Origin of the sequence: Streptomyces hamibioticus, assembly GCF_047946815.1 — a bacterium.
Taxonomy (GTDB): Bacteria; Actinomycetota; Actinomycetes; order Streptomycetales; family Streptomycetaceae; genus Streptomyces.
On the sequence record NZ_JBKKQY010000001.1, the window covers coordinates 2731748 to 2749868 of the forward strand.

Consider the following 18121-nt stretch of genomic DNA (forward strand, 5'->3'; position numbering starts at 1 on the left):
CACGCCCTCCGCGTCTGCCGCTTCCCGGCCTTTCAGGGGCTCGTCAGCGGGTGAGGGCCGCGCGCAGCCGTTCCGGATCGGTGGTCGGCGCGTCGCAGGTGAAGTTCCGGCAGACGTACGCGGCCGGCGCACCGCCCACCAGCGGCCGGTCGGCGAGCAGCGGGAACTCGTCGCTCCCCTCGGCGCCGACGGCCACCACCGCGCCGGGGGCGGTGCCGAGCAGGGCCGTGCGGTGCAGGTCGGCCGTGGCCGCGTCAGTGAGCGCGGGGCCCACGACCGCCACCTCCCGCGGACCGTCGAGCAGGGCCTCGGCGGCGGCCAGCCCCCAGCCGACGAAGCGGGGGACGCGCGGGCCGAGCGCCTTGACGACGCCGAGCGCGTGCTCGGCGGCGGTGCGGTGCGGTGCGGAGCCGGTGTGGGCGGCGTAGGACAGCAGGGCGCCCGCGGCGGCGGTCCAGCCGGACGGGGTGGCGTTGTCGGTCGGGTCCTGCGGGCGGCGGATCAGCTGCTCGGCGTCGGCCGCGGTGTCGTACAGGGACCCCTTGTCGTCGGCGAAGCGGGTCAGGACGTGGTCCAGGAGCAGTCCGGCGAAGTCCAGCCAGACGCCCTCGCCGGTGACGGACGCCAGCGCCAGGAAGCCCTCGGCGACGTCGGCGTAGTCCTCCAGCACCCCGGCGTTGGCGCCGGACCTGCCGTCCTTGCTGGTGCGGCTCAGCCGGCCCTGGTCGTCGAGGTGCAGCCGGACCAGCAGGTCGGCGGCGGCGACGGCGGCCTCGACCAGGTCCGGGCGGTCGAAGTAGGCGCCGGTCTCGGCGAGCGCGGCGATCGCGAGGCCGTTCCAGGCGGCGACCACCTTGTCGTCCCGGCCGGGGGCGGGGCGGGCGGCGCGGGCGGCGAACAGGCGCTGCCGGATGCCCGCGATGCGCTCGGCGTCGAACACGCCCTCCCGCTGGGGCAGTTGCAGCACCGAGGAGCCGTGCTCGAAGGTGCCCTCCTCGGTCACGCCGAAGTACTGGGCGGCCAGTTCGGCGTCCGCGTCACCGAGGACCTCGGTGAGCTGCTCGGGCGTCCACACGTAGTACGCGCCCTCCACGTGCCGCCCGGTGCCGTCGTCGCTGTCGGCGTCCAGCGCGGAGGCGAATCCCCCCTCGGGTGTGCGCAGGTCGCGCAGCAGGAAGTCGGCGGTCTCCAGGGCGACCCGGCGGGCCAGGCCGGAGCCGGTGGAGCGCCACAGGTGGGCGTAGACCCGGCACAGCAGGGCGTTGTCGTACAGCATCTTCTCGAAGTGCGGCACCACCCAGTCCCGGTCCACCGAGTACCGGGCGAAGCCGCCGCCGAGCTGGTCGTAGATGCCGCCGCGGGCCATGCGCTCGCAGGTGTCCTGGGCCATCTGCAGCGCGCCCTCGGCGCCGGTGCGGGCGTGGTGCCGCAGCAGGAACTCGATCACCATGGACGGCGGGAACTTCGGCGCCCCGCCGAACCCGCCGCGCTGCGGGTCGTACTCCCGGGTGAGCCCGAGCAGCGCCTGCGCCAGCTCCTGCTCGCCGGGCGCCTGGGCGTCGCCGTAGGAGATCTCCCGCCCGGCCAGGTCCTGGACGATCTTGCCGGCGACGTCGGTGACCTCCTCGCGCCGCTCGGCCCACGCCTGGTGGACGCCCTGGAGGACCTGCCGGAAGGACGGCATGCCGTGCCGGGGGGCGGGCGGGAAGTACGTGCCGAAGTAGAACGGCTCGGCGTCCGGCGTCAGGAACACCGTCATCGGCCAGCCGCCGTGCCCGGTCGCCGCCTGCACGGCCTCCATGTAGACGGCGTCGACGTCGGGGCGCTCCTCGCGGTCCACCTTGACGCTGACGAAGTGGGCGTTGAGGTAGTCGGCCGTCGCCTGGTCCTCGAACGACTCGTGCGCCATCACATGGCACCAGTGGCAGCTGGAGTAACCGACGCTGAGCAGCACGGGCAGGTCACGGCGCCGCGCCTCCTCGAAGGCCTCGTCCGACCACGGCCACCAGTCGACCGGGTTGTCGGCGTGCTGGAGGAGGTACGGGGACGTCTCGTGGGCCAGTCGGTTCGGCATGGGGTCCATCCTGCCGCAGTACCCCCGTCAGGCCTTACAGCACACTCCCCACGGCGTTCACACGGCGGGACACTTGACCGGCGGCCGGCCGGGGAATGACCCGGAGACGGGCCGCGAGACGCGAGGGACTCGCCAGCGGGCCCGGGGGACGTGAGGGACGACCGAGCCGCCGGAGGGGGAAGCGACATGCGGGACAGTCATCGGGCCGACGCCGAGCGACTGCTGGTGCGGGCCGTGGAGGAGGAGGTGCGGCGCACGGGCGGGCGCACGGACGGCAATGTGCTGCTGTCCCGGGCCCGCGGGGCGCTGGACTCGATGGCCCGGTCGGCCGCCGAGGAGTACGAGGCCTACACCCGCGCCCTGGACGAGGCGGCGGCCGGGCAGCTCACCTTCCGGCAGCGCTGGGCCCGCGAGGGCGCCGGGACGCCGCTGCTGGTGGCGGGGGTGGCCGCGGTCGCCGCGGTGGTGGCCGACATGGCGCTGGGCACCGGCGCCGGGACGGCCGTGGGCGCGGGCGTCACCGTCGGTGTCGTGGGCGCGGCGGCGACCGTGGCGAAGGTGGTCGGTTCGCATCTGCCCGCCGCCCATCACCGCGCCGGTGCCGCGGGCCAGCCGGGCGGGCCCGAGCAGCTGCGGCTGCAGTGGCTGACGGCGCTGGAGGTGCGGGGCATCCGGCCGTTCCTGGACCAGCAGCGGGTGCTGGCCGCGTCGACCGGCCCGAAGCAGGCGGGGCCGCGGCTGCGCGGCGCGGACAAGAGCGCGGCGGCCCGCGGGCGCACGGCGCTGGAGCAGTCGTTCGCGCAGCTCCCGGAGGCGGAGGGGGCGTTCGCGGGGCGGCGGCAGGAGATGGCGCGGCTGCGGCAGTGGGTGCGGGCGGCCCGGGCCAGTACGGAGACGAAGCCGACGGTGGTCGTGCTGCACGGGGCGCCGGGCAGCGGCCGTACGACGCTGGCGGTGCGCGCCGCCCACGAGCTGCGGGACCACTTCCGCGGTGCCTGCGTGGTCGATCTGCGCGGTGACAGCCCCGGCGAGTCGCCGCTGCCCGCCCGGGACGCGCTGCTGCACCTGCTGAACCGGCTGGGCGCACCCCGCGAGCAGCTGCTGTTCCGGGAGCGGTCCTCGGCGGACCAGCAGGTCAAGCGGCTGAGCGAGCTGTACCACCGGCATCTGACCGGCGTGCCGGTCACCGTCGTGCTCGACGACGCCTTCGACGTCGAGCAGGTGCGCGCCCTGGTGCCGGAGCGGTCGGACAGCCTGGTGCTGGTCACCGCCCGCGGCCCGCTGGAGCTGCCGGCCGAGCTGCCCGCTCGGGTGCACCAGCTGCCGGTCGAGCCGCTGGACGCGGCGGGCGCGGAGGAGCTGCTCGGCGCCACCGCCCAGGACGCGACGGGGCCCTACGACGCCGAGTCCGCCGAGCGGATCAGACAGCTGTGCGGCGGGCTGCCGCTGGCACTGCGGGTGGCGGGGTCCTCGCTGGGTCCGCGGTCGCCGCGCGCCCTGGCCACCGACCTCGAGGCCTACGGCCCGGTCGAGCCGGTGGAGCGGGCGCTGTGGCTGCGCTACACCGACCAGACGGAACCGGCCCAGCGGCTGCTGCGCCGGCTGGCGCTGGCCGGACGCACCTCGCTGGGCGTGGCCGCCGCCGCGGCGCTGCTGGGCACGGACGGGACGGAGGCGGCCCGGCAGCTGGCGGAGCTGTCCCGGGCGGGGCTGCTCGACGCTGTGCGGGGCGGCCGCTACCGGCTGCACGACGTGGTGCGCGCGTTCGCGCGTGCCCGGCTCGCCGACGAGGAGGACCCGGCCGAGCGCGCGGCGGCGCAGGAACGGCTGATCGCCAACTACGCCGAACTGGCCGACTCGGTGCTGCGGCTGGTGGACGGCAACGTGTCGACCCGCTCGGACCGGTTCGGCGCGCACGGCTTCACGTCCCTGGACGAGGCGCTGCGCTGGCTGGACGACGAGTCCAGCTTCATCACGGCGACGCTGCGGCACGCCGAGGGCGTCGACCGGGCCGCGGTGCTGAACCTGCTGGGCGCCCTGTGCGACTACTGCCTGCTGCGCGGGGATCTGTACCGGCTGGGCGAGATCAGCGAGCTGGCGCAGGCGGTCGACGAGGGGCTCCTGGTCCGCTCGGTGCGGTGGCGCACGGGCATCGCGGCCCGGCAGCTGGGCGAGCTGGACAAGGCCCGGACGACGCTCACCTCTGTGGTTGACCTATACATGGAAGCCCACCATGACGCGGGTGCGGCCCGGGCGCTCACCTCGCTGGGCATCACGCTGCACCACCAGGGCAATCTGACCGAGGCTGCGGAGAAGCTCTGTGAGGCACTGGACCTGGCCGCCGCGCCCGAGCTGGCCGCGGACCGGGCGTGGACGCTGCACGCGCTGGCGGCGGTGCAGCGGGACCGGGCCCGGCTGGCCGAGGCGCTGGAGCTGCTCACCGAGTCACTGGAGCTGCACCGGGCGAGCGAGTCGGTGCACGGCCAGGCGTGGGCGCACTTCCAGCTCGGCCAGCTGGGTCTGCGCAGGGGCGACGTGGCGGGGGCGGAGGCCGATCTGCGCGCGGCCCTGGAGCTGTACGGCCGGACCCAGGACGCCCGCGGCGAGGCCTGGGCGCTGACCCAGCTGGCCCGGGCGCGGCTGGTGGACGGGGACGCGTCGGTCGCGGTGGACGAGCTGCGCCGGGCGGTCGCCAGGCACCGGGACAACGAGGACGCGCGCGGCGAGGCGTGGACGGTCTACTACCTGGGCCAGGCGCTGGAGGAGACCGGCGACCTGGACCGGTCGGTGCGCGAACTGGAGCGTTCCCGGACCATGTTCTCCCGGATGCGGGACGTCTACGGCCTGGCCTGCGCCCGGCACCACTCGGCGAGGGTGACCCGGGACCAGCGGGCGGCCCGGACCGGCTCGCTCCGCAACTCCGGGTTCGCCCGCCAGCTCCTGGTCGACGCCCGCGCCGACTTCCAGCGCATCGGCGTGGCCCACGGGGAGGCGTGGACCTGCCTGGAGCTGGCGGTGGTGGACGCGGGCAACGCCCGTACCCCGCAGGCGCTCGCCCTGTGCGACGAGGCGGCGGCGCTGTTCGCCTCGTACGGGGACCGGCGGGGGGAGGACTGGGCCCGCTTCCTGCGCTGCACCCTGCTGCCGTACGCCGCCCCCGGCGGTGTCGAGGTCGGCACGGCGGTGGCGCAGGAGGAGCTGGCCCAGCTGTCCCGGGCCGGTCACCCGGCGCGGGACGAGAAGCTGGCCGACTGCCTGGAGGCGTACCGGCTGCTGCTGGAGCGGGGCGTGCACCTGGAGTCCGGCTGGCAGGCCTGGCGCCTCGGCATGGTGCCGAGCCGGCACGCCCGTGAGGTGATGGGGGTGTCCGTCACCGCGGCCCGCGGCTGAGCCGCCGCCCCTCGGCCGGCGGGAGGAGCGGCGGGCGGGGCGGCGGGCTCAGCCCTGCGGCTCGACGCTGCCGGAGGCCTTGGCGGACTTCCCGGCCTCGGCGGACTTCCCGGCCTCGGCGGCGGCCTTGGTGGCGACGGCCTTGCCCCCGCCCTTGCCGGAGGACTGCGCCTCCGGGTCCGCCGCCTCCTCGAAGTCGACCTTGCCCATGTGCCGGTTCATGGACTTCATCAGGCCCCACACCGCCAGGGCCATCACCGCGAAGACGATGAAGCCGAGGACGCCGGGGGTGACCTTGTCCTCGTCCAGCTCCTTGGCGAGGGGGACGACGTGCGTCATTGCCAGGCTTGCGCTTGCGCTCATGTCAGGCATTGTCCCGGATGCCCGCGAAGAGGTCGTCCTCGGGGAGGGAGGTCTCCACGAGCGACTTCGCCAGCTCGTACTCCTCGGTGGGCCAGACCTGCTTCTGCAGCTCCATCGGCACCCGGAACCAGCCGCCGTCCGGATCGATCTGCGTGGCGTGCGCGATCAGCGCCTTGTCGCGGACCTCGAAGAAGTCGGCGCACGGGATGTGCGTGGTCAGCGTGCGCTCCGGGCGGTCGGACTCGGCCCAGCGCTTGAGCCACTCGCCGTAGGGGGACTCCAGGCCGCGGTCCAGCAGCGCCTGGTGCAGGGCCTCGGTGCGCTGCCGGTTGAAGCCCTGGTTGTAGTACACCTTCAGCGGCTGGTACGCCGGTCCGTACTCGTCCTCCGGGTACTTGGCGGTGTCGGCCGCGCCCTCGAACGCCACCATCGTGATCTTGTGGGTCATGATGTGGTCCGGGTGCGGATACCCGCCGTTCTCGTCGTACGTGGTGATCACCTGGGGGCGGAAGGAGCGGATCCTCCGCACCAGCTCGCCGGCCGCCTTGTCGACGTCCTCCAGGGCGAAGCAGCCCTCCGGCAGCGGCGGCAGCGGGTCGCCCTCGGGCAGGCCGGAGTCGACGAAGCCGAGCCACTCCTGCTTGACGCCGAGGATCTCGCGGGCCTCGTCCATCTCCTTGCGGCGCACCTCGTGGATGTTCGCCTCGATGTAGGCGTCACCCTGGAGCTTGGGGTTGAGGATGGAGCCGCGCTCCCCGCCCGTGCAGGTCACCACCAGCACGTCCACCCCCTCGGACACGTACTTCGCCATGGTGGCCGCGCCCTTGCTCGACTCGTCGTCGGGGTGGGCGTGGACGGCCATCAGTCGCAGCTGGTCAGTCAAGACTCATTCCTCGGTCAAAGTCGGCGCCCCACGTGCGTCGGCGCGGTCTGGTCGGTGTGGCCCCGGCCCGGGCTCGTCCCCCGGCGTCCGGGAGGGGTGGAGGTCGGGTGGCGGGCGAGCGGCTTCTATAGTGACCGAATCGGAGGGCGAATAATTCCGGGGCCCGTTGAGGAACCCGTTTCGGGACATCCGTCCCGCTCCGGCCGAGAGGACGATCATGAGCACGGCGAGCACGCGACTGCCCGAGAGCCGCTACGGCCGTTCCTCGGACGAACGCACCGACCGCACGCTCAAGGTCGTCGGCGGAGTGCTCGGGGTCCTGCTGCTCGCGGTGATCGGCTACTTCGGCTACTACTACGTCGGCCAGAACAAGATCAGCGCCGAGGTGATCGGCTTCGAGACCTCCGCGGACGCGGTCAAGGTGCACCTGGAGGTCCGCAAGGACGCCGGCGCCGGCGGCTACTGCACCCTGCGCTCCCAGGCCGAGGACGGCGACCTGGTCGGCCAGGCCGACTTCCGCTTCGAGGGCGACGCCACCCGGATCGACAAGGTGGTCACGCTCCGTACCAAGGCGCCGGGCACCACCGCCGAGCTGGTCGGCTGCCACGCCGACTGACGCCCCGCCCTGGCACCTCCGCCGATACTCGGGCGCTGACCTGGGGTGACATGAATCTGGTGGCTTATGTCCTCCCCCTTTCGCCCCTGAATTGTTAGGCTCGTGGTTTCGCCCATCCGTGAAGGAACATTCTTCTGGGTAGGGCGATGCTTTGTATTCCCAGTACCGACGAGGAGCACCCTGTGACCCAGACCAGCGAGAACGTCACCTGGCTGACCCAGGAGGCGTACAACAAGCTCAAGGAGGAGCTTGAGTACCTTACTGGTCCTGCGCGCAGCGAGATCTCTGCCAAGATCGCCGCAGCGCGTGAGGAGGGGGACCTGCGCGAGAACGGCGGGTACCACGCGGCGAAGGAGGAGCAGGGCAAGCAGGAGCTCCGTGTGCGCCAGCTGACTCAGCTCCTCGAGACCGCCAAGGTCGGGGAGCCGCCGGCGGCCGACGGTGCGGTGGCACCCGGCATGGTCGTCACGATCGCCTTCGACGGTGACGAGGACGACACGCTGACCTTCCTGCTCGCCTCCCGCGAGTACGCGAGCGCGGAGATCGAGACGTACTCCCCGCAGTCCCCGCTGGGCACCGGCGTCATCGGCCACAAGGTCGGCGAGGACGCGGAGTACGAGCTGCCCAACGGCAAGACCGCCTCGGTCAAGATCCTCAAGGCCGAGCCGTACAACGGCTGACCGCGCGGGTCCGCCCGGCCCGTGCCCGTGACCAGCCCCCGGCGTCCCCGTGACGCCGGGGGCTGCGTCATGCGCGGTCAGAAATCCTCACGCGGTCGGGCCTTCCTCACGCGGTCGGGCCTTCCTCACGCGGTCGCCGATCGGTACTTGCGGACCGCGAGCGTACGGAAGACCAGGATGATCACGACCGACCAGATCAGCGAGGCCCATATGGGGTTCTGCATGGGCCAGGCGTCGGGCGTCTGGAAGCCCGGGGGAAGGTTGCCGAACAGCTCGCGGCACGCCTGCACCGTGGCGCTGAACGGGTTCCACTCCGCGACGTGCCGCAGGAAGGTCGGCATCTGGTTGGCGTCCACGAATGCGTTCGAGATGAACGTCAGCGGAAACAGCCAGATCAGACCGCCCGAGGTCGCCGCTTCCGGAGTGCGCACCGACAGGCCGATGAGCGCACCGATCCACGAGAACGCGTAGCCGAGGAGCAGGAGCAGGCCGAATCCGGCGAGCACCTTGCCGAAGTTCTCGTGCGTGCGCCAGCCGACCAGCACGGCCACGACCGCGAGGACGAGCAGGGTCAGCGCCGTCTGGACCAGGTCGGCGAGGGTGCGCCCGGTCAGCACCGCGCCGCGGGCCATGGGCAGGGAGCGGAACCGGTCGATGAGTCCCTTGTGCATGTCGTCGGCGATGCCCGCACCGGCGCCCGCCGTGGCGAACGTGACGGTCTGGGCGAAGATCCCCGCCATCAGGAACTCGCGGTAGGCCTGCGTGGAGCTGGACGAGCCGACCTGGATGGAGCCGCCGAACACATAGGTGAACAGCACCACGAACATGATCGGCTGGATCAGGCCGAAGATCAGCATCTCGGGGATCCGGCCCATACGGATCAGATTCCGGCGGGCGACGACCAGGGAGTCCCGGACGGACCGGCTGATCGGGTTGGCGGACGCCTCGCCCCGTACGGCGTCGGTGACGGCACTCACTTGACGGCCTCCTTGTGCTGGTCCGGGTCCTGGTCCTGGCCCGCGGCGCCGGACTCGGCCGCATGTCCCGTGAGGGAGAGGAAGACGTCGTCCAGCGTGGGGCGGCGCAGCCCGATGTCGTCTATCTCGATGCCGCGGCCGTCCAGCTCGCGGATGACCTCGGAGAGCAGCTTGGCGCCTCCGGTCACGGGCACGGTCAGCTTGCGCATGTGCTCCTCGACCGTGGTGTCGCCCTTGCCGAAGCCGCGCAGCACCTCCGAGGCGGCCTGGATGTGCTCGGGCTCGTGCACCACGACCTCGACACGCTCCCCGCCGGTGCGGGCCTTGAGCTGGTCGGAGGTGCCCTGGGCGATCACCCGGCCGTGGTCGACCACCGCGATGTCGTGCGCGAGGTGGTCGGCCTCCTCCAGGTACTGGGTGGTCAGCAGCAGTGTCGTACCGCCGGAGACGAGCTGTTTGATGACCTCCCACAGCTGCTGGCGGTTGCGCGGGTCCAGGCCGGTCGTCGGCTCGTCCATGAACATCACGGGCGGTGAGACGACGAGGGCCGCCGCGAGGTCGAGCCGGCGGCGCATGCCGCCGGAGTAGGTCTTGGCGGGGCGGTCGGCGGCGTCCGTGAGGTGGAACTGCTCCAGCAGCTCCACAGCGCGCTTCTTCGCCGCCTTGGCCTTCATCTGGTAGAGCTGGCCGACCATCTGGAGGTTCTCCCGGCCGGTCAGGTATTCGTCGACCGCCGCGAACTGGCCGGACAGGCCGATGGAGCGGCGTACGGCGTCGGGCCGGCGCAGCACGTCGATGCCCGCGACGACCGCCGTGCCGCGGTCGGGTTTGAGCAGCGTCGTCAGACAGCGGACGGTGGTCGTCTTGCCCGCGCCGTTCGGCCCGAGCAGGCCCAGGACGGTGCCCTCGGGGACATCGAGGTCGACGCCGTCCAGAGCCCTTACGTCGCCGAAGGTCTTCACCAGTCCTTCGGCATGGATGGCGCCTGGCATGTGAGTCTCCACGTCTTCGGGGATCTTCGGAAAGCCTGGGTTAGCGGGGTCGTGCCGCTCGACCGGCCGACGGCCGGCCGGATGCGCGACGCGACACCCACACAATAACGCGATGTATCGCGTCTCACAACGGACTTGCCCGAACGAGTGACGCAGCGTCTCTGACCCGCGCGGACCGGTCTTCGGCCCGCGCGGAACCGCACGGCCGACGGGCTCGAAGCACCTAGCGCATGACCGTGTAGCCCGCGTCCCGCAGGGCCTGGCCGACCTCGACGCAGTGCACCGGGCCCTTCGTCTCGAGGTGCAGCTCCACCTCCGCCTCCGTGAGCCCGAGCCGTGGGTCGGTCCGTACGTGGCTCACATCCAGGACGTTGGCGTCGACCACTGACAACACCCCGAGCAGCGTGGCGAGAGCACCCGGCCGGTCCGTCAGCCGGAGTCGAACCGCCAGGTAGCGGCCCTGCGCGGCCATGCCGTGCCGCAGCACGCCCTGCATCAGCACCGGATCGACGTTGCCGCCGGACAGCACCGCCACCACCGGCCCCTCGAACGCGCCCGGCTCGCTCAGCAGCGCCGCGACCGGGCTGGCCCCGGCCGGCTCGACGACCAGCTTGGCCCGCTCCAGGCACAGCAGCAGCGCGGTGGCCAGCTCGTCCTCGCTGACCGTGCGGACCTCGTCCACCAGCTCGCCGACGATCCCGAACGGCACGTCGCCGGGCCGCCCGACCTTGATGCCGTCGGCCATCGTCGCCGGCTGCTCGATCGACACCGGGCGCCCGGCCGCCAGCGACGGCGGGTACGCCGCTGCGCCCTCCGCCTGCACCCCCACGATCCGCACGTCCGGCCGCAGCGCCTTCACGGCGACCGCGATCCCGGCCACCAGACCGCCGCCGCCGATACCGACGACGATCGTGCGCACCTCGGGGCACTGCTCCAGGATCTCCAGGCCGACCGTGCCCTGCCCCGCGATGATGTCCGGGTGGTCGAAGGGGTGGATGAACACCGCCCCCGTCTCCTCCGCGTACTCCTGGGCGGCGGCCAGCGTCTCGTCGACCACCTGGCCGTGCAGCCGCACCTCGGCGCCGTAGTCACGGGTGGCGCTGATCTTCGGCAGCGGGGCGCCCTTCGGCATGAACACCGTCGACCGCACACCCAGCAGCGACGACGCCAGGGCGACGCCCTGCGCGTGGTTGCCCGCGCTGGCCGCGACGACACCGGCGGCCCGCTGCTCGGGCAGCAGCCCGGCGATCCTGACGTAGGCGCCGCGCAGCTTGAACGAACCCGTCCGCTGGAGGTTTTCGCACTTGAGGTGCACCGGCGCGCCGACCAGCTGGGACAGATGCCTGCTGCCCTCCATCGCCGTCACCCGGGCCACGCCCGCGAGCATCTTCTGGGCTCCGCGGACGTCGTCGAGGGTGACGGGCCACGAGGGACCGGCCGTGCTGTAGTCCATGCCCCCAGCATCGCAGTTCACGGCCCACGGTGACCGTTGTGACCAATGAGCGGGACCGGCTTTGCGCAGCGCCGGGTACGTCCCGCCGCCCGGCCGCGTACCCTGTCCCCCAACCAGCAGCCAGCCCTCCACGAAGTGAGCCCCGGCCATGCCCACAACACCTGAAATGTCGATGGACATGACGACCGCCGGTGACACCGGTCTTCTCGACACGCTGCAGCACGAGGTCGCGGTGTTCGCCCGCCGTGCCGAACAGACCCGGCTCGGCGGGGTCGGGCAGGTGCGCAACTCCATGGACCGCGCCGCCTATCTGCTGCTCAACCGCCTCGACAAAGAAGGCCCGATGGGGGTCAAGGCGCTCGCCGCCAGCATGGGCATCGACTCCTCCACGGTCACCCGGCAGGTCGCCCCGCTCGTCGACACCGGGCTCGTCAAGCGCACGTCGCACCCCGAGGACGGGCGTGCGGTCGTGCTCCAGCTCTCCCCGCGCGGGCTGTCCCGGCTGGAGGAGGTGCGCTCCTCCAGGCGTCAGCTGATGGCCGAGCTGACCCAGGACTGGGCGCCCGAGGAGCGCGAGGCGTTCTGCACGCTCCTGACCCGCTTCAACAGCGCCCTGTCCGCCCGTATGGCCGCACACGACGCGCAGGGCACGGAGACGCCGTCGGCTTCCTGAGACGCCTCGCGCGGGGCGGTTCGCCGACTTCGTCCACGCGCTGACGTCCACGGGCTCGTACGGATGCCTCCCGGCCCTTGACCGGTGGGCCGCCCCTGTCCTGATATGAGACGGGGCGGGGTCGCCCCCGGACGGGAGGCGCCGTGCGCGAACGGCATGCGTCGCGGGAGGCCCGCCGGGCCCGGGAGTTCGAGGCGTTCGTGGCGGGCACGGCAGGCCGGCTGCTGCATGCCGCCACGCTGCTCACGGCCGAGGATCCGGACGACCATCCACGCGCCCGACGCCTGCTCACCCTGTCCCTCGCCCACACGTACGCGTACTGGGACCGGCTGCGCGGCGATGACCCGTACGCCCGCGCCCGCACGTATCTGGTCATGCGCTTCGCCCGCGAGGCCCGGCACCGGTACGACGGCTTCGGCCGGTCCCGGCGGCGCCCCGCCGGCGCCCTGGCCGGGCTCACCGCACAGCAGCGCCTGATCCTCGTGCTCCGGCTGTACGAGGGCGTCACCGAGGAGCAGACGGCGGCCCTGCTGGGGCTGCCCGTGGACCGCGTCCGGACGACCTGCGACCGGGCCATGGCGACCCTGCTGCACCCGCCGCGGGGCCCGGCGCCGACGGTCGCCCGCACGAACGCCCGGGCGACGGCGTCGTGAGGCGCACGCGCGCGTGGGGTGCCCTCTTCCGGGCGGCTCCGCGCCGGAAGGCGAAGGCCGCGGGGCGGCGGTCATGAACCGGCCCGAGCGGGAGGCGGCCGTACGGCGGCTCATGGCGCAGTCGCCGCCACGGGTGCCGCCCGGCCTGTGCGCGGACGCCGCCCGGCGCGGCGGGCGGCTGCTGCGGCACCGGGCAGCGGCCCGCCGTCTGATGTGGCTGCTGCTGTGCGCCGCGGCCGCCGCGCTGGCCGTGTGGACACTGGCCGCACAGCCGTGGGCGGAGCCGCCCTCGGAGACGACTCCGCCCCTGACGGGCTGGTGAGCCGGCCGGCCCGGCTCAGCCGAGTGCCCGCTGGAGGTCCTCCAGGAGGTCGTCGACGTTCTCGATGCCCACGGACAGGCGCACCAGGTCGGCCGGCACCTCCAGGGCCGAGCCGGCGGCCGATGCGTGCGTCATGCGCCCGGGGTGCTCGATCAGCGACTCCACCCCGCCCAGGGACTCGCCGAGGGTGAACACCTTCGCCCGGTTGCAGACCTCGACGGCCGCCTCCTCGCCGCCCTCGACCCGGAAGGACACCATGCCGCCGAACGCCTTCATCTGCTTGGCGGCGACCTCGTGGCCGGGGTGCTCGGGCAGTCCGGGGTAGAGCACGCTCGTCACGCGCGCGTGCCGGGTGAGCATGCCGGCGACCTTCGTGGCGTTCTCGCTGTGCCGGTCCATGCGCACCGCGAGCGTCTTGGTGCCGCGCAGCACCAGCCAGGAGTCGAAGGGGCCGGCGACCGCGCCCATCGCGTTCTGGTGGAACGCAAGCTCCTCGCCCAGCTCCGGGTCGCTCACCACCAGCGCGCCGCCGACCACGTCCGAGTGGCCGCCCATGTACTTCGTGAGGGAGTGCACGACGACGTCCGCGCCGAGGGCCAGCGGCTGCTGGAGGTACGGCGTGGCGAAGGTGTTGTCCACCACGAGCCGGGCCCCGGCCTCCCGGGCGACCTGAGCGACGGCGGCGATGTCGGTGATGCCGAGCAGCGGGTTGGACGGCGTCTCCACCCACACGGCCTTGGTCTTCTCGGTGAGCGCGGCCCGCACGGCGGCCGGGTCGCCGCTGTCGGCCACCGACCACTCCACGCCCCACCGGGTGGCGACCCTGGCGAAGAGGCGGAACGTGCCGCCATAGGCGTCGTTGGGGATGACCACGTGGTCGCCGGGGCGCAGCAGCGTGCGCAACAGGCAGTCCTCGGCCGCCAGTCCGGACGCGAACGCCAGGCCGCGGCTGCCGCCCTCCAGGGCGGCTAGGTTCTCCTCCAGCGCGGTGCGGGTCGGGTTCGCGCTGCGGCTGTACTCGTAGCCGCCGCGCAGTCCGCCGACGCCGTCCTGCTTGTAGGTGGACACCTGGTAGATCGGCGGGACGACCGCGCCCGTCAGGGGGTCGGCGGTGTTGCCCGCGTGGATCGCGAGCGTCTCGAAGTGCTGACTGAAGTGCCTGTCGCTCATGGGCACCGAGGGTAGTGCGCCGGAGCCGCTCGTGAGCGAGACGGACGTGGGGGAGACGGACCAAGCGGACTTTCCACAGGACGGACGGAGCGTTTTCCACAGGTTCGGGGAGCGGGTTGGCCAATTGTCGGCGCGGTCTGGTTCGCTTGAGACATGGAGATTCTCTGGGTCCTGATGGCACTGGTCATGCTGGGCTTCGTGCTGCTGCCCGTCCTCAGGCGCAGGCGCGGCGTGATCGAGCAGGTGCCGCCCGGACATCCGGACGCCGCGGACCCCGCGGACTACGGCTTCGTCCGCCAGGAGGAGCTGGACATCCGCATGCCCGGACCCGACCGGGACCTGCTCGACGTGCTGGACCTGGTGCAGCGCACGCGGGACTACCGCGCGGCGCAGCAGCTCCTGGCCGGCACCGAGGCGGAGGGCGAGCTGCGCTGGCAGCGCGTCCAGGCGTTCGCGGGCGCGGCGTCGCTGGAGCTCCAGCAGCGGCCGGGCGGCGGCGAGGAGACGCCGGGCGGTCAGTGGCTGCGGGGGTGGCGGGCCGAGATGCCGAAGGACGCGGGCGGGGCGGCGGTGCACGCCGAGTTCCTGGTGCAGCAGGCGTGGCGGACGGCGGCGCCCGGCACGGACGAGTTCCGGATCATCATGGAGGAGGCCAGGGCGGCGTGCGGCGAGGCCGCGCTGCTGGCGCCCGGTGACCCGGTGCCGTACATCATCGAGCTGTCGGTGGCCCGGGGGCTCGCGTACCCGCGGCCGGAGTTCGAGCAGCTGTGGCTGAAGATCCTGGACCGCGCTCCGTCGCACATGGGCGCGCACCTGGCGGCGCTGCACTACTGGTGCGAGAAGTGGCACGGCTCCCGTGAGCTGGCGTACCAGTTCGCGGAGGCCGCGGCGGCCCGGGCCCCCCAGGGCTCGCTGCTGTCGGCGATGCCGCTGTTCGCGGTCTTCGAGCACCTCCCGGACGTCAACCTGGTCAGCGGCTTCTACCGGAGCGAGGTCGTGACCAAGGCGATCCACGGCGCGCTGCACGCGGTCCACTCGGCCCGCCCCGACGACCCCATGCTCGCGCACGTCCGCCATCTGCTGGTCTTCTTCCTGGTGCGCGGCGAGCGCTGGGCGGATGCCATGAACCAGCTGATACACATCGACGGCCACGTGGGCGCCCTCCCGTGGACCCTGTCCGCCGACCCGGCGGCGGAGTTCGCGGTCTACCGGGCGCTGGCGGTGGCGGGCTACGAGGCCAACGGCGGCAGCCCGGCGTCGCTGCCGCACTGAGGCCCGGCACGGCGGCGCACTGACGCCCGGAGCGGTAGTGCGCCGAGCCCGGCACGGCAGCGTGGGCGCGGCGGTGCCGGACGCCGGAATTCCGGCCGTGTCCCGGACGTTGACCGCGATGTAGCCCCGATTGGAGACCGCATGTTCCCGCACAGCCGTACGCCCCAGCTGCCCACCCCCGAGCAGGCCCTGCGAGGTCGCCCGGAGCCGGAATTCACGGTCCCCGACCGCCACACCGTCCTCGGCAACCCGCTCCTCGGTCCGTACCCCGAGGGCCTGGAGGTCGCCGACTTCGGCCTGGGCTGCTTCTGGGGCGCCGAGCGCAAGTTCTGGCAGCTCCCGGAGGGTGTCTGGACGACCCTGGTCGGCTACCAGGGCGGTTACACGGAAAACCCCACCTACGAGGAGGTCTGCTCGGGCCTGACCGGCCACACGGAGGCGGTCCGGGTGGTCCACGACCCGGAGCTGATCTCGTACGAGACCCTCCTGAAGACCTTCTGGGAGTCCCACGACCCGACCCAGGGCTTCCGCCAGGGCAACGACGTCGGCACGCAGTACCGCTCGGCGATCTACACCCACTCCCCCGCCCAGGCCGCCGCCGCGGAGGCCTCCCGCGACGCCTACCAGAAGGTCCTGACCGCCTCGGGCCACGGCACGATCACCACGGAGATCCTCCCGTCCGAGGGCCGCCCCTTCTACCCGGCCGAGGGCTACCACCAGCAGTACCTGGACAAGAACCCCGCAGGGTACTGCGGAATCGGCGGGACGGGCGTGTCCTGCCCGATCGGGGTGGCGCCCGCGTCCGGCTGACGGGCGGGCAAGCCCCACCGGACCCGCTGACCGGCGTCCGCAACGCCGACGGCCGGGTCCGGTTCCCGCGAACCGCCGCGGAGGCCGGGCCTCCGGGATACGCTCGCTCGCATGCTGCTGCGACAGGCGTGTCGAAGGGTGTTACGGGTCGTCCTGGTTCTCGCCGCCGCCCTCGCGGTGGCCGCCGGGGGTGGGGCGGTGGCGCAGGCCGGAGACGGTGGGGCGTCGGGCGGGCGGCAGTTGCTGTACTACAACCACGCCTACGGTGTGCTCGACCGGGAGACCGCCGACGCCGTCGAGCACTCCGCCTATCTGCGGGACTTCGCCAACTTCCAGGTGCGCACCACGACCGGGTCCGGCGGGCAGACCTGGACCGGCCGCTACCTGATGGGCCGTGAGACGTACCTGGAGCTGTTCGGCGTGGGTGATCTGCCCGGTCAGGACGGCACGCTCGGGGCAGGAGGGATGGGGGTCTCCGCCGAGCGCGCCGGTGATCTGGCCGAGGTCGTCGAACGGCTGCCGGACCATGGGGTCACCGATCCCATCCGGTTCCAGCAGACGCGGGACTTCGGTGACGGCGTCCCGGTGCCGTGGTTCGACGCCGTGTTCACCACCGACCGGTACGACGCCTTCGGGGCGTGGGGGATGGAGTACCGGCCGGAGTACTTCGCCGACGCGCGCAGCAACACCGAGCCCGCGAGCCGTCCCGGTGACGTCGGCCGTGAGCGCTACCTGTCGGACGACTACCGCGACCACCTGATGCGGGACGTGACCTCCGTGCGCATCGGCGTGACCGAGCGGGACCTGGCCAACACGGTGCCGCTGCTGCGCGCCGGCGGGTTCGCCGTCCGGCCGACGGCCGGCGGCGACGGTGTCGTCGCCAAGGGCGGCGGCACGACGATCCGGCTGGACGCCGTGCCCCGCGACCAGGCGGGCCTGCGAGAGGTCGGGATGTCCCTCAACCGGCCGGTCCCGTACCGGCACGAGGAGCGGATCGGGAACTCCGCGCTCGTCGTCGGGCCGGGCCCGCTTGCCGTGTGGACCTTCGAGGGCGGCAGGTGAGGTTCGCGCCCGCGCGGTAGGCCCGTCCCGCCTTGCCGGGGATCCGGACCGGCAGGACCGGGCGCCGCCGGCGGCCGTGGAGTTCCAGGTAGGGACGGACCGGCGCGGGCAGGTCGTACAGGCGCGGCCCGGTCAGGTCCGGGACCGGCCCGGCCGGAGCGCCGAGGGCCAGCTCGGCCAGCCGGGCGGCCACCTTCCGGGAGTCGACCGGCTGGAGCCGGACACCGCCCGGTGCCGGGAGCACGGGGAGCCTCGCCAGCTTCTCGGCCATGGTCAAAGCCAGGTCGTGGAACTGGGCCGCCCGCAGGGTGGTCCAGCCGATGCCCGACCCGGCGACGGCCCGCTCCGACTCCAGCTTGGTCCGCAGCCAGGTCAGCGGCACCCGGTCCGCTCCCACGACCGAGATGTACACCAGGTGCCGTACGCCGGTCCCGGCCGCGGCGGCCACCAGGGCGCGGGTCGCCGTGTCGTCGCCCTTGGGGCCGCCCGCCAGGTGCAGAACGGTCTCCGCGCCGTCGACCGCGGCCCCGACGCCCTCGCCGGTGAGCAGGTCACCGGTGACGTACTCGACGCCGTCCGCGGCGGCGCGGGCCCGCCGGGTGAGGACCCGCACCTCGTGGCCGGCCGCGCGCAGCAGGGGGACGACGTGGCTGCCGAGGGTGCCCTTGCCGCCATGACCCGGGGCGGGGCGGGAGTGTGACAGAAGCGGGGAACTTTTCCGCCGGCACCCC

General features: G+C 73.2%; 17 protein-coding genes. 9 read left to right on the forward strand and 8 right to left on the reverse strand.

Features of this window, described 5'->3' with window-relative positions; all coding sequences use genetic code 11:
* Positions 1-43: 43 nt before the first annotated feature.
* Complete coding sequence (locus ACLGIH_RS12075; protein WP_416525252.1) at positions 44-2074, reverse strand: thioredoxin domain-containing protein; 2031 nt, start codon at positions 2072-2074, stop codon at positions 44-46.
* A 186-nt stretch (positions 2075-2260) separates the two neighbouring features.
* Here ACLGIH_RS12075 and ACLGIH_RS12080 point away from each other — a divergent pair, with 186 nt between their 5' ends.
* Positions 2261-5464, forward strand: a complete 3204-nt coding sequence (locus ACLGIH_RS12080) for a tetratricopeptide repeat protein (protein WP_416525253.1) — start codon at positions 2261-2263, stop codon at positions 5462-5464.
* 48 nt (positions 5465-5512) lie between these two features.
* Here the strand turns inward: ACLGIH_RS12080 and ACLGIH_RS12085 are convergent, their stop codons facing one another.
* Both ACLGIH_RS12085 and mca read right to left on the reverse strand, forming a co-directional pair.
* Positions 5513-5836, reverse strand: coding sequence for a hypothetical protein (locus ACLGIH_RS12085; RefSeq protein WP_416525254.1), 324 nt, complete (start codon positions 5834-5836; stop codon positions 5513-5515).
* A complete protein-coding gene (gene mca / locus ACLGIH_RS12090) occupies positions 5829-6689 on the reverse strand; it encodes a mycothiol conjugate amidase Mca (RefSeq protein ID WP_416529351.1) in 861 nt (286 codons plus the stop codon). Before mca ends, ACLGIH_RS12085 begins: the two co-directional genes overlap by 8 nt.
* 238 nt (positions 6690-6927) lie before the next feature.
* On the opposite strand from mca, the gene ACLGIH_RS12095 reads away from it, so the two are divergent.
* The gene (locus tag ACLGIH_RS12095) at positions 6928-7326 is read left to right on the forward strand and encodes a DUF4307 domain-containing protein (protein WP_416525255.1); all 399 of its coding nucleotides are present in this window, start codon (positions 6928-6930) and stop codon (positions 7324-7326) included.
* A gap of 182 nt (positions 7327-7508) precedes the next feature.
* Positions 7509-8006, forward strand: a complete 498-nt coding sequence (gene greA, locus ACLGIH_RS12100) for a transcription elongation factor GreA (RefSeq protein ID WP_416525256.1) — start codon at positions 7509-7511, stop codon at positions 8004-8006.
* Between the two features lie 125 nt (positions 8007-8131).
* On the opposite strand, the gene ACLGIH_RS12105 is transcribed toward greA, so the two are convergent.
* The 3 genes from ACLGIH_RS12105 to ilvA all read right to left on the reverse strand — a co-directional run bounded on the left by ACLGIH_RS12105 (position 8132) and on the right by ilvA (position 11428).
* Positions 8132-8983: an ABC transporter permease gene (locus tag ACLGIH_RS12105; RefSeq protein WP_416525257.1), complete on the reverse strand. Its 852-nt coding sequence runs from the start codon at positions 8981-8983 to the stop codon at positions 8132-8134.
* A complete protein-coding gene (locus tag ACLGIH_RS12110; protein ID WP_416525258.1) occupies positions 8980-9975 on the reverse strand; it encodes an ATP-binding cassette domain-containing protein in 996 nt (331 codons plus the stop codon). Before ACLGIH_RS12110 ends, ACLGIH_RS12105 begins: the two co-directional genes overlap by 4 nt.
* Positions 9976-10198: 223 nt before the next feature.
* A complete protein-coding gene (gene ilvA, locus ACLGIH_RS12115; protein ID WP_416525259.1) occupies positions 10199-11428 on the reverse strand; it encodes a threonine ammonia-lyase in 1230 nt (409 codons plus the stop codon).
* A gap of 166 nt (positions 11429-11594) precedes the next feature.
* On the opposite strand from ilvA, the gene ACLGIH_RS12120 reads away from it, so the two are divergent.
* The 3 genes from ACLGIH_RS12120 to ACLGIH_RS12130 all read left to right on the forward strand — a co-directional run bounded on the left by ACLGIH_RS12120 (position 11595) and on the right by ACLGIH_RS12130 (position 13076).
* Positions 11595-12101, forward strand: coding sequence for a MarR family winged helix-turn-helix transcriptional regulator (locus ACLGIH_RS12120; protein ID WP_416529352.1), 507 nt, complete (start codon positions 11595-11597; stop codon positions 12099-12101).
* Between the two features lie 143 nt (positions 12102-12244).
* The gene (locus ACLGIH_RS12125; protein ID WP_416525260.1) at positions 12245-12754 is read left to right on the forward strand and encodes a sigma factor-like helix-turn-helix DNA-binding protein; all 510 of its coding nucleotides are present in this window, start codon (positions 12245-12247) and stop codon (positions 12752-12754) included.
* A 73-nt stretch (positions 12755-12827) separates the two neighbouring features.
* On the forward strand, positions 12828-13076 hold the full coding sequence (locus ACLGIH_RS12130; RefSeq protein ID WP_416525261.1) for a hypothetical protein: 249 nt from the start codon (positions 12828-12830) through the stop codon (positions 13074-13076).
* Positions 13077-13091: 15 nt separating this feature from the next.
* Here the strand turns inward: ACLGIH_RS12130 and ACLGIH_RS12135 are convergent, their stop codons facing one another.
* On the reverse strand, positions 13092-14246 hold the full coding sequence (locus ACLGIH_RS12135) for a cystathionine gamma-synthase (protein ID WP_416525262.1): 1155 nt from the start codon (positions 14244-14246) through the stop codon (positions 13092-13094).
* 153 nt (positions 14247-14399) lie between these two features.
* On the opposite strand from ACLGIH_RS12135, the gene ACLGIH_RS12140 reads away from it, so the two are divergent.
* From ACLGIH_RS12140 to ACLGIH_RS12150, 3 genes are all read left to right on the forward strand, one after another.
* Positions 14400-15518, forward strand: coding sequence for a hypothetical protein (locus ACLGIH_RS12140; RefSeq protein WP_416525263.1), 1119 nt, complete (start codon positions 14400-14402; stop codon positions 15516-15518).
* Between the two features lie 141 nt (positions 15519-15659).
* Entirely contained in the window at positions 15660-16328 is a 669-nt protein-coding gene (gene msrA, locus ACLGIH_RS12145; RefSeq protein ID WP_416525264.1) for a peptide-methionine (S)-S-oxide reductase MsrA, read from the forward strand.
* 111 nt (positions 16329-16439) lie between these two features.
* On the forward strand, positions 16440-17390 hold the full coding sequence (locus tag ACLGIH_RS12150; RefSeq protein ID WP_416525265.1) for a DUF5829 family protein: 951 nt from the start codon (positions 16440-16442) through the stop codon (positions 17388-17390).
* Here ACLGIH_RS12150 and ACLGIH_RS12155 read toward each other — a convergent pair.
* On the reverse strand, positions 17287-18093 hold the full coding sequence (locus ACLGIH_RS12155) for an SDR family oxidoreductase (RefSeq protein WP_416529353.1): 807 nt from the start codon (positions 18091-18093) through the stop codon (positions 17287-17289). The genes ACLGIH_RS12150 and ACLGIH_RS12155 overlap by 104 nt on opposite strands.
* Positions 18094-18121 lie beyond the last annotated feature (28 nt).

What these genes read in the sequence shown, in the direction of transcription:
- ACLGIH_RS12110 (WP_416525258.1), bottom strand. Translation starts at nt 9,975, where the DNA reads ATGCCAGGCGCCATCCATGCCGAAGGACTGGTGAAGACCTTCGGCGAC.
- ACLGIH_RS12080 (WP_416525253.1), top strand. Translation starts at nt 2,261, where the DNA reads ATGCGGGACAGTCATCGGGCCGACGCCGAGCGACTGCTGGTGCGGGCC.
- ACLGIH_RS12140 (WP_416525263.1), top strand. Translation starts at nt 14,400, where the DNA reads ATGGAGATTCTCTGGGTCCTGATGGCACTGGTCATGCTGGGCTTCGTG.
- ACLGIH_RS12075 (WP_416525252.1), bottom strand. Translation starts at nt 2,074, where the DNA reads ATGCCGAACCGACTGGCCCACGAGACGTCCCCGTACCTCCTCCAGCAC.
- ACLGIH_RS12085 (WP_416525254.1), bottom strand. Translation starts at nt 5,836, where the DNA reads ATGCCTGACATGAGCGCAAGCGCAAGCCTGGCAATGACGCACGTCGTC.
- msrA (WP_416525264.1), top strand. Translation starts at nt 15,660, where the DNA reads ATGTTCCCGCACAGCCGTACGCCCCAGCTGCCCACCCCCGAGCAGGCC.
- ACLGIH_RS12120 (WP_416529352.1), top strand. Translation starts at nt 11,595, where the DNA reads ATGTCGATGGACATGACGACCGCCGGTGACACCGGTCTTCTCGACACG.
- ACLGIH_RS12095 (WP_416525255.1), top strand. Translation starts at nt 6,928, where the DNA reads ATGAGCACGGCGAGCACGCGACTGCCCGAGAGCCGCTACGGCCGTTCC.
- ACLGIH_RS12135 (WP_416525262.1), bottom strand. Translation starts at nt 14,246, where the DNA reads ATGAGCGACAGGCACTTCAGTCAGCACTTCGAGACGCTCGCGATCCAC.
- ACLGIH_RS12130 (WP_416525261.1), top strand. Translation starts at nt 12,828, where the DNA reads ATGAACCGGCCCGAGCGGGAGGCGGCCGTACGGCGGCTCATGGCGCAG.
- mca (WP_416529351.1), bottom strand. Translation starts at nt 6,689, where the DNA reads ATGGCCGTCCACGCCCACCCCGACGACGAGTCGAGCAAGGGCGCGGCC.
- ACLGIH_RS12150 (WP_416525265.1), top strand. Translation starts at nt 16,440, where the DNA reads ATGCTGCTGCGACAGGCGTGTCGAAGGGTGTTACGGGTCGTCCTGGTT.
- ilvA (WP_416525259.1), bottom strand. Translation starts at nt 11,428, where the DNA reads ATGGACTACAGCACGGCCGGTCCCTCGTGGCCCGTCACCCTCGACGAC.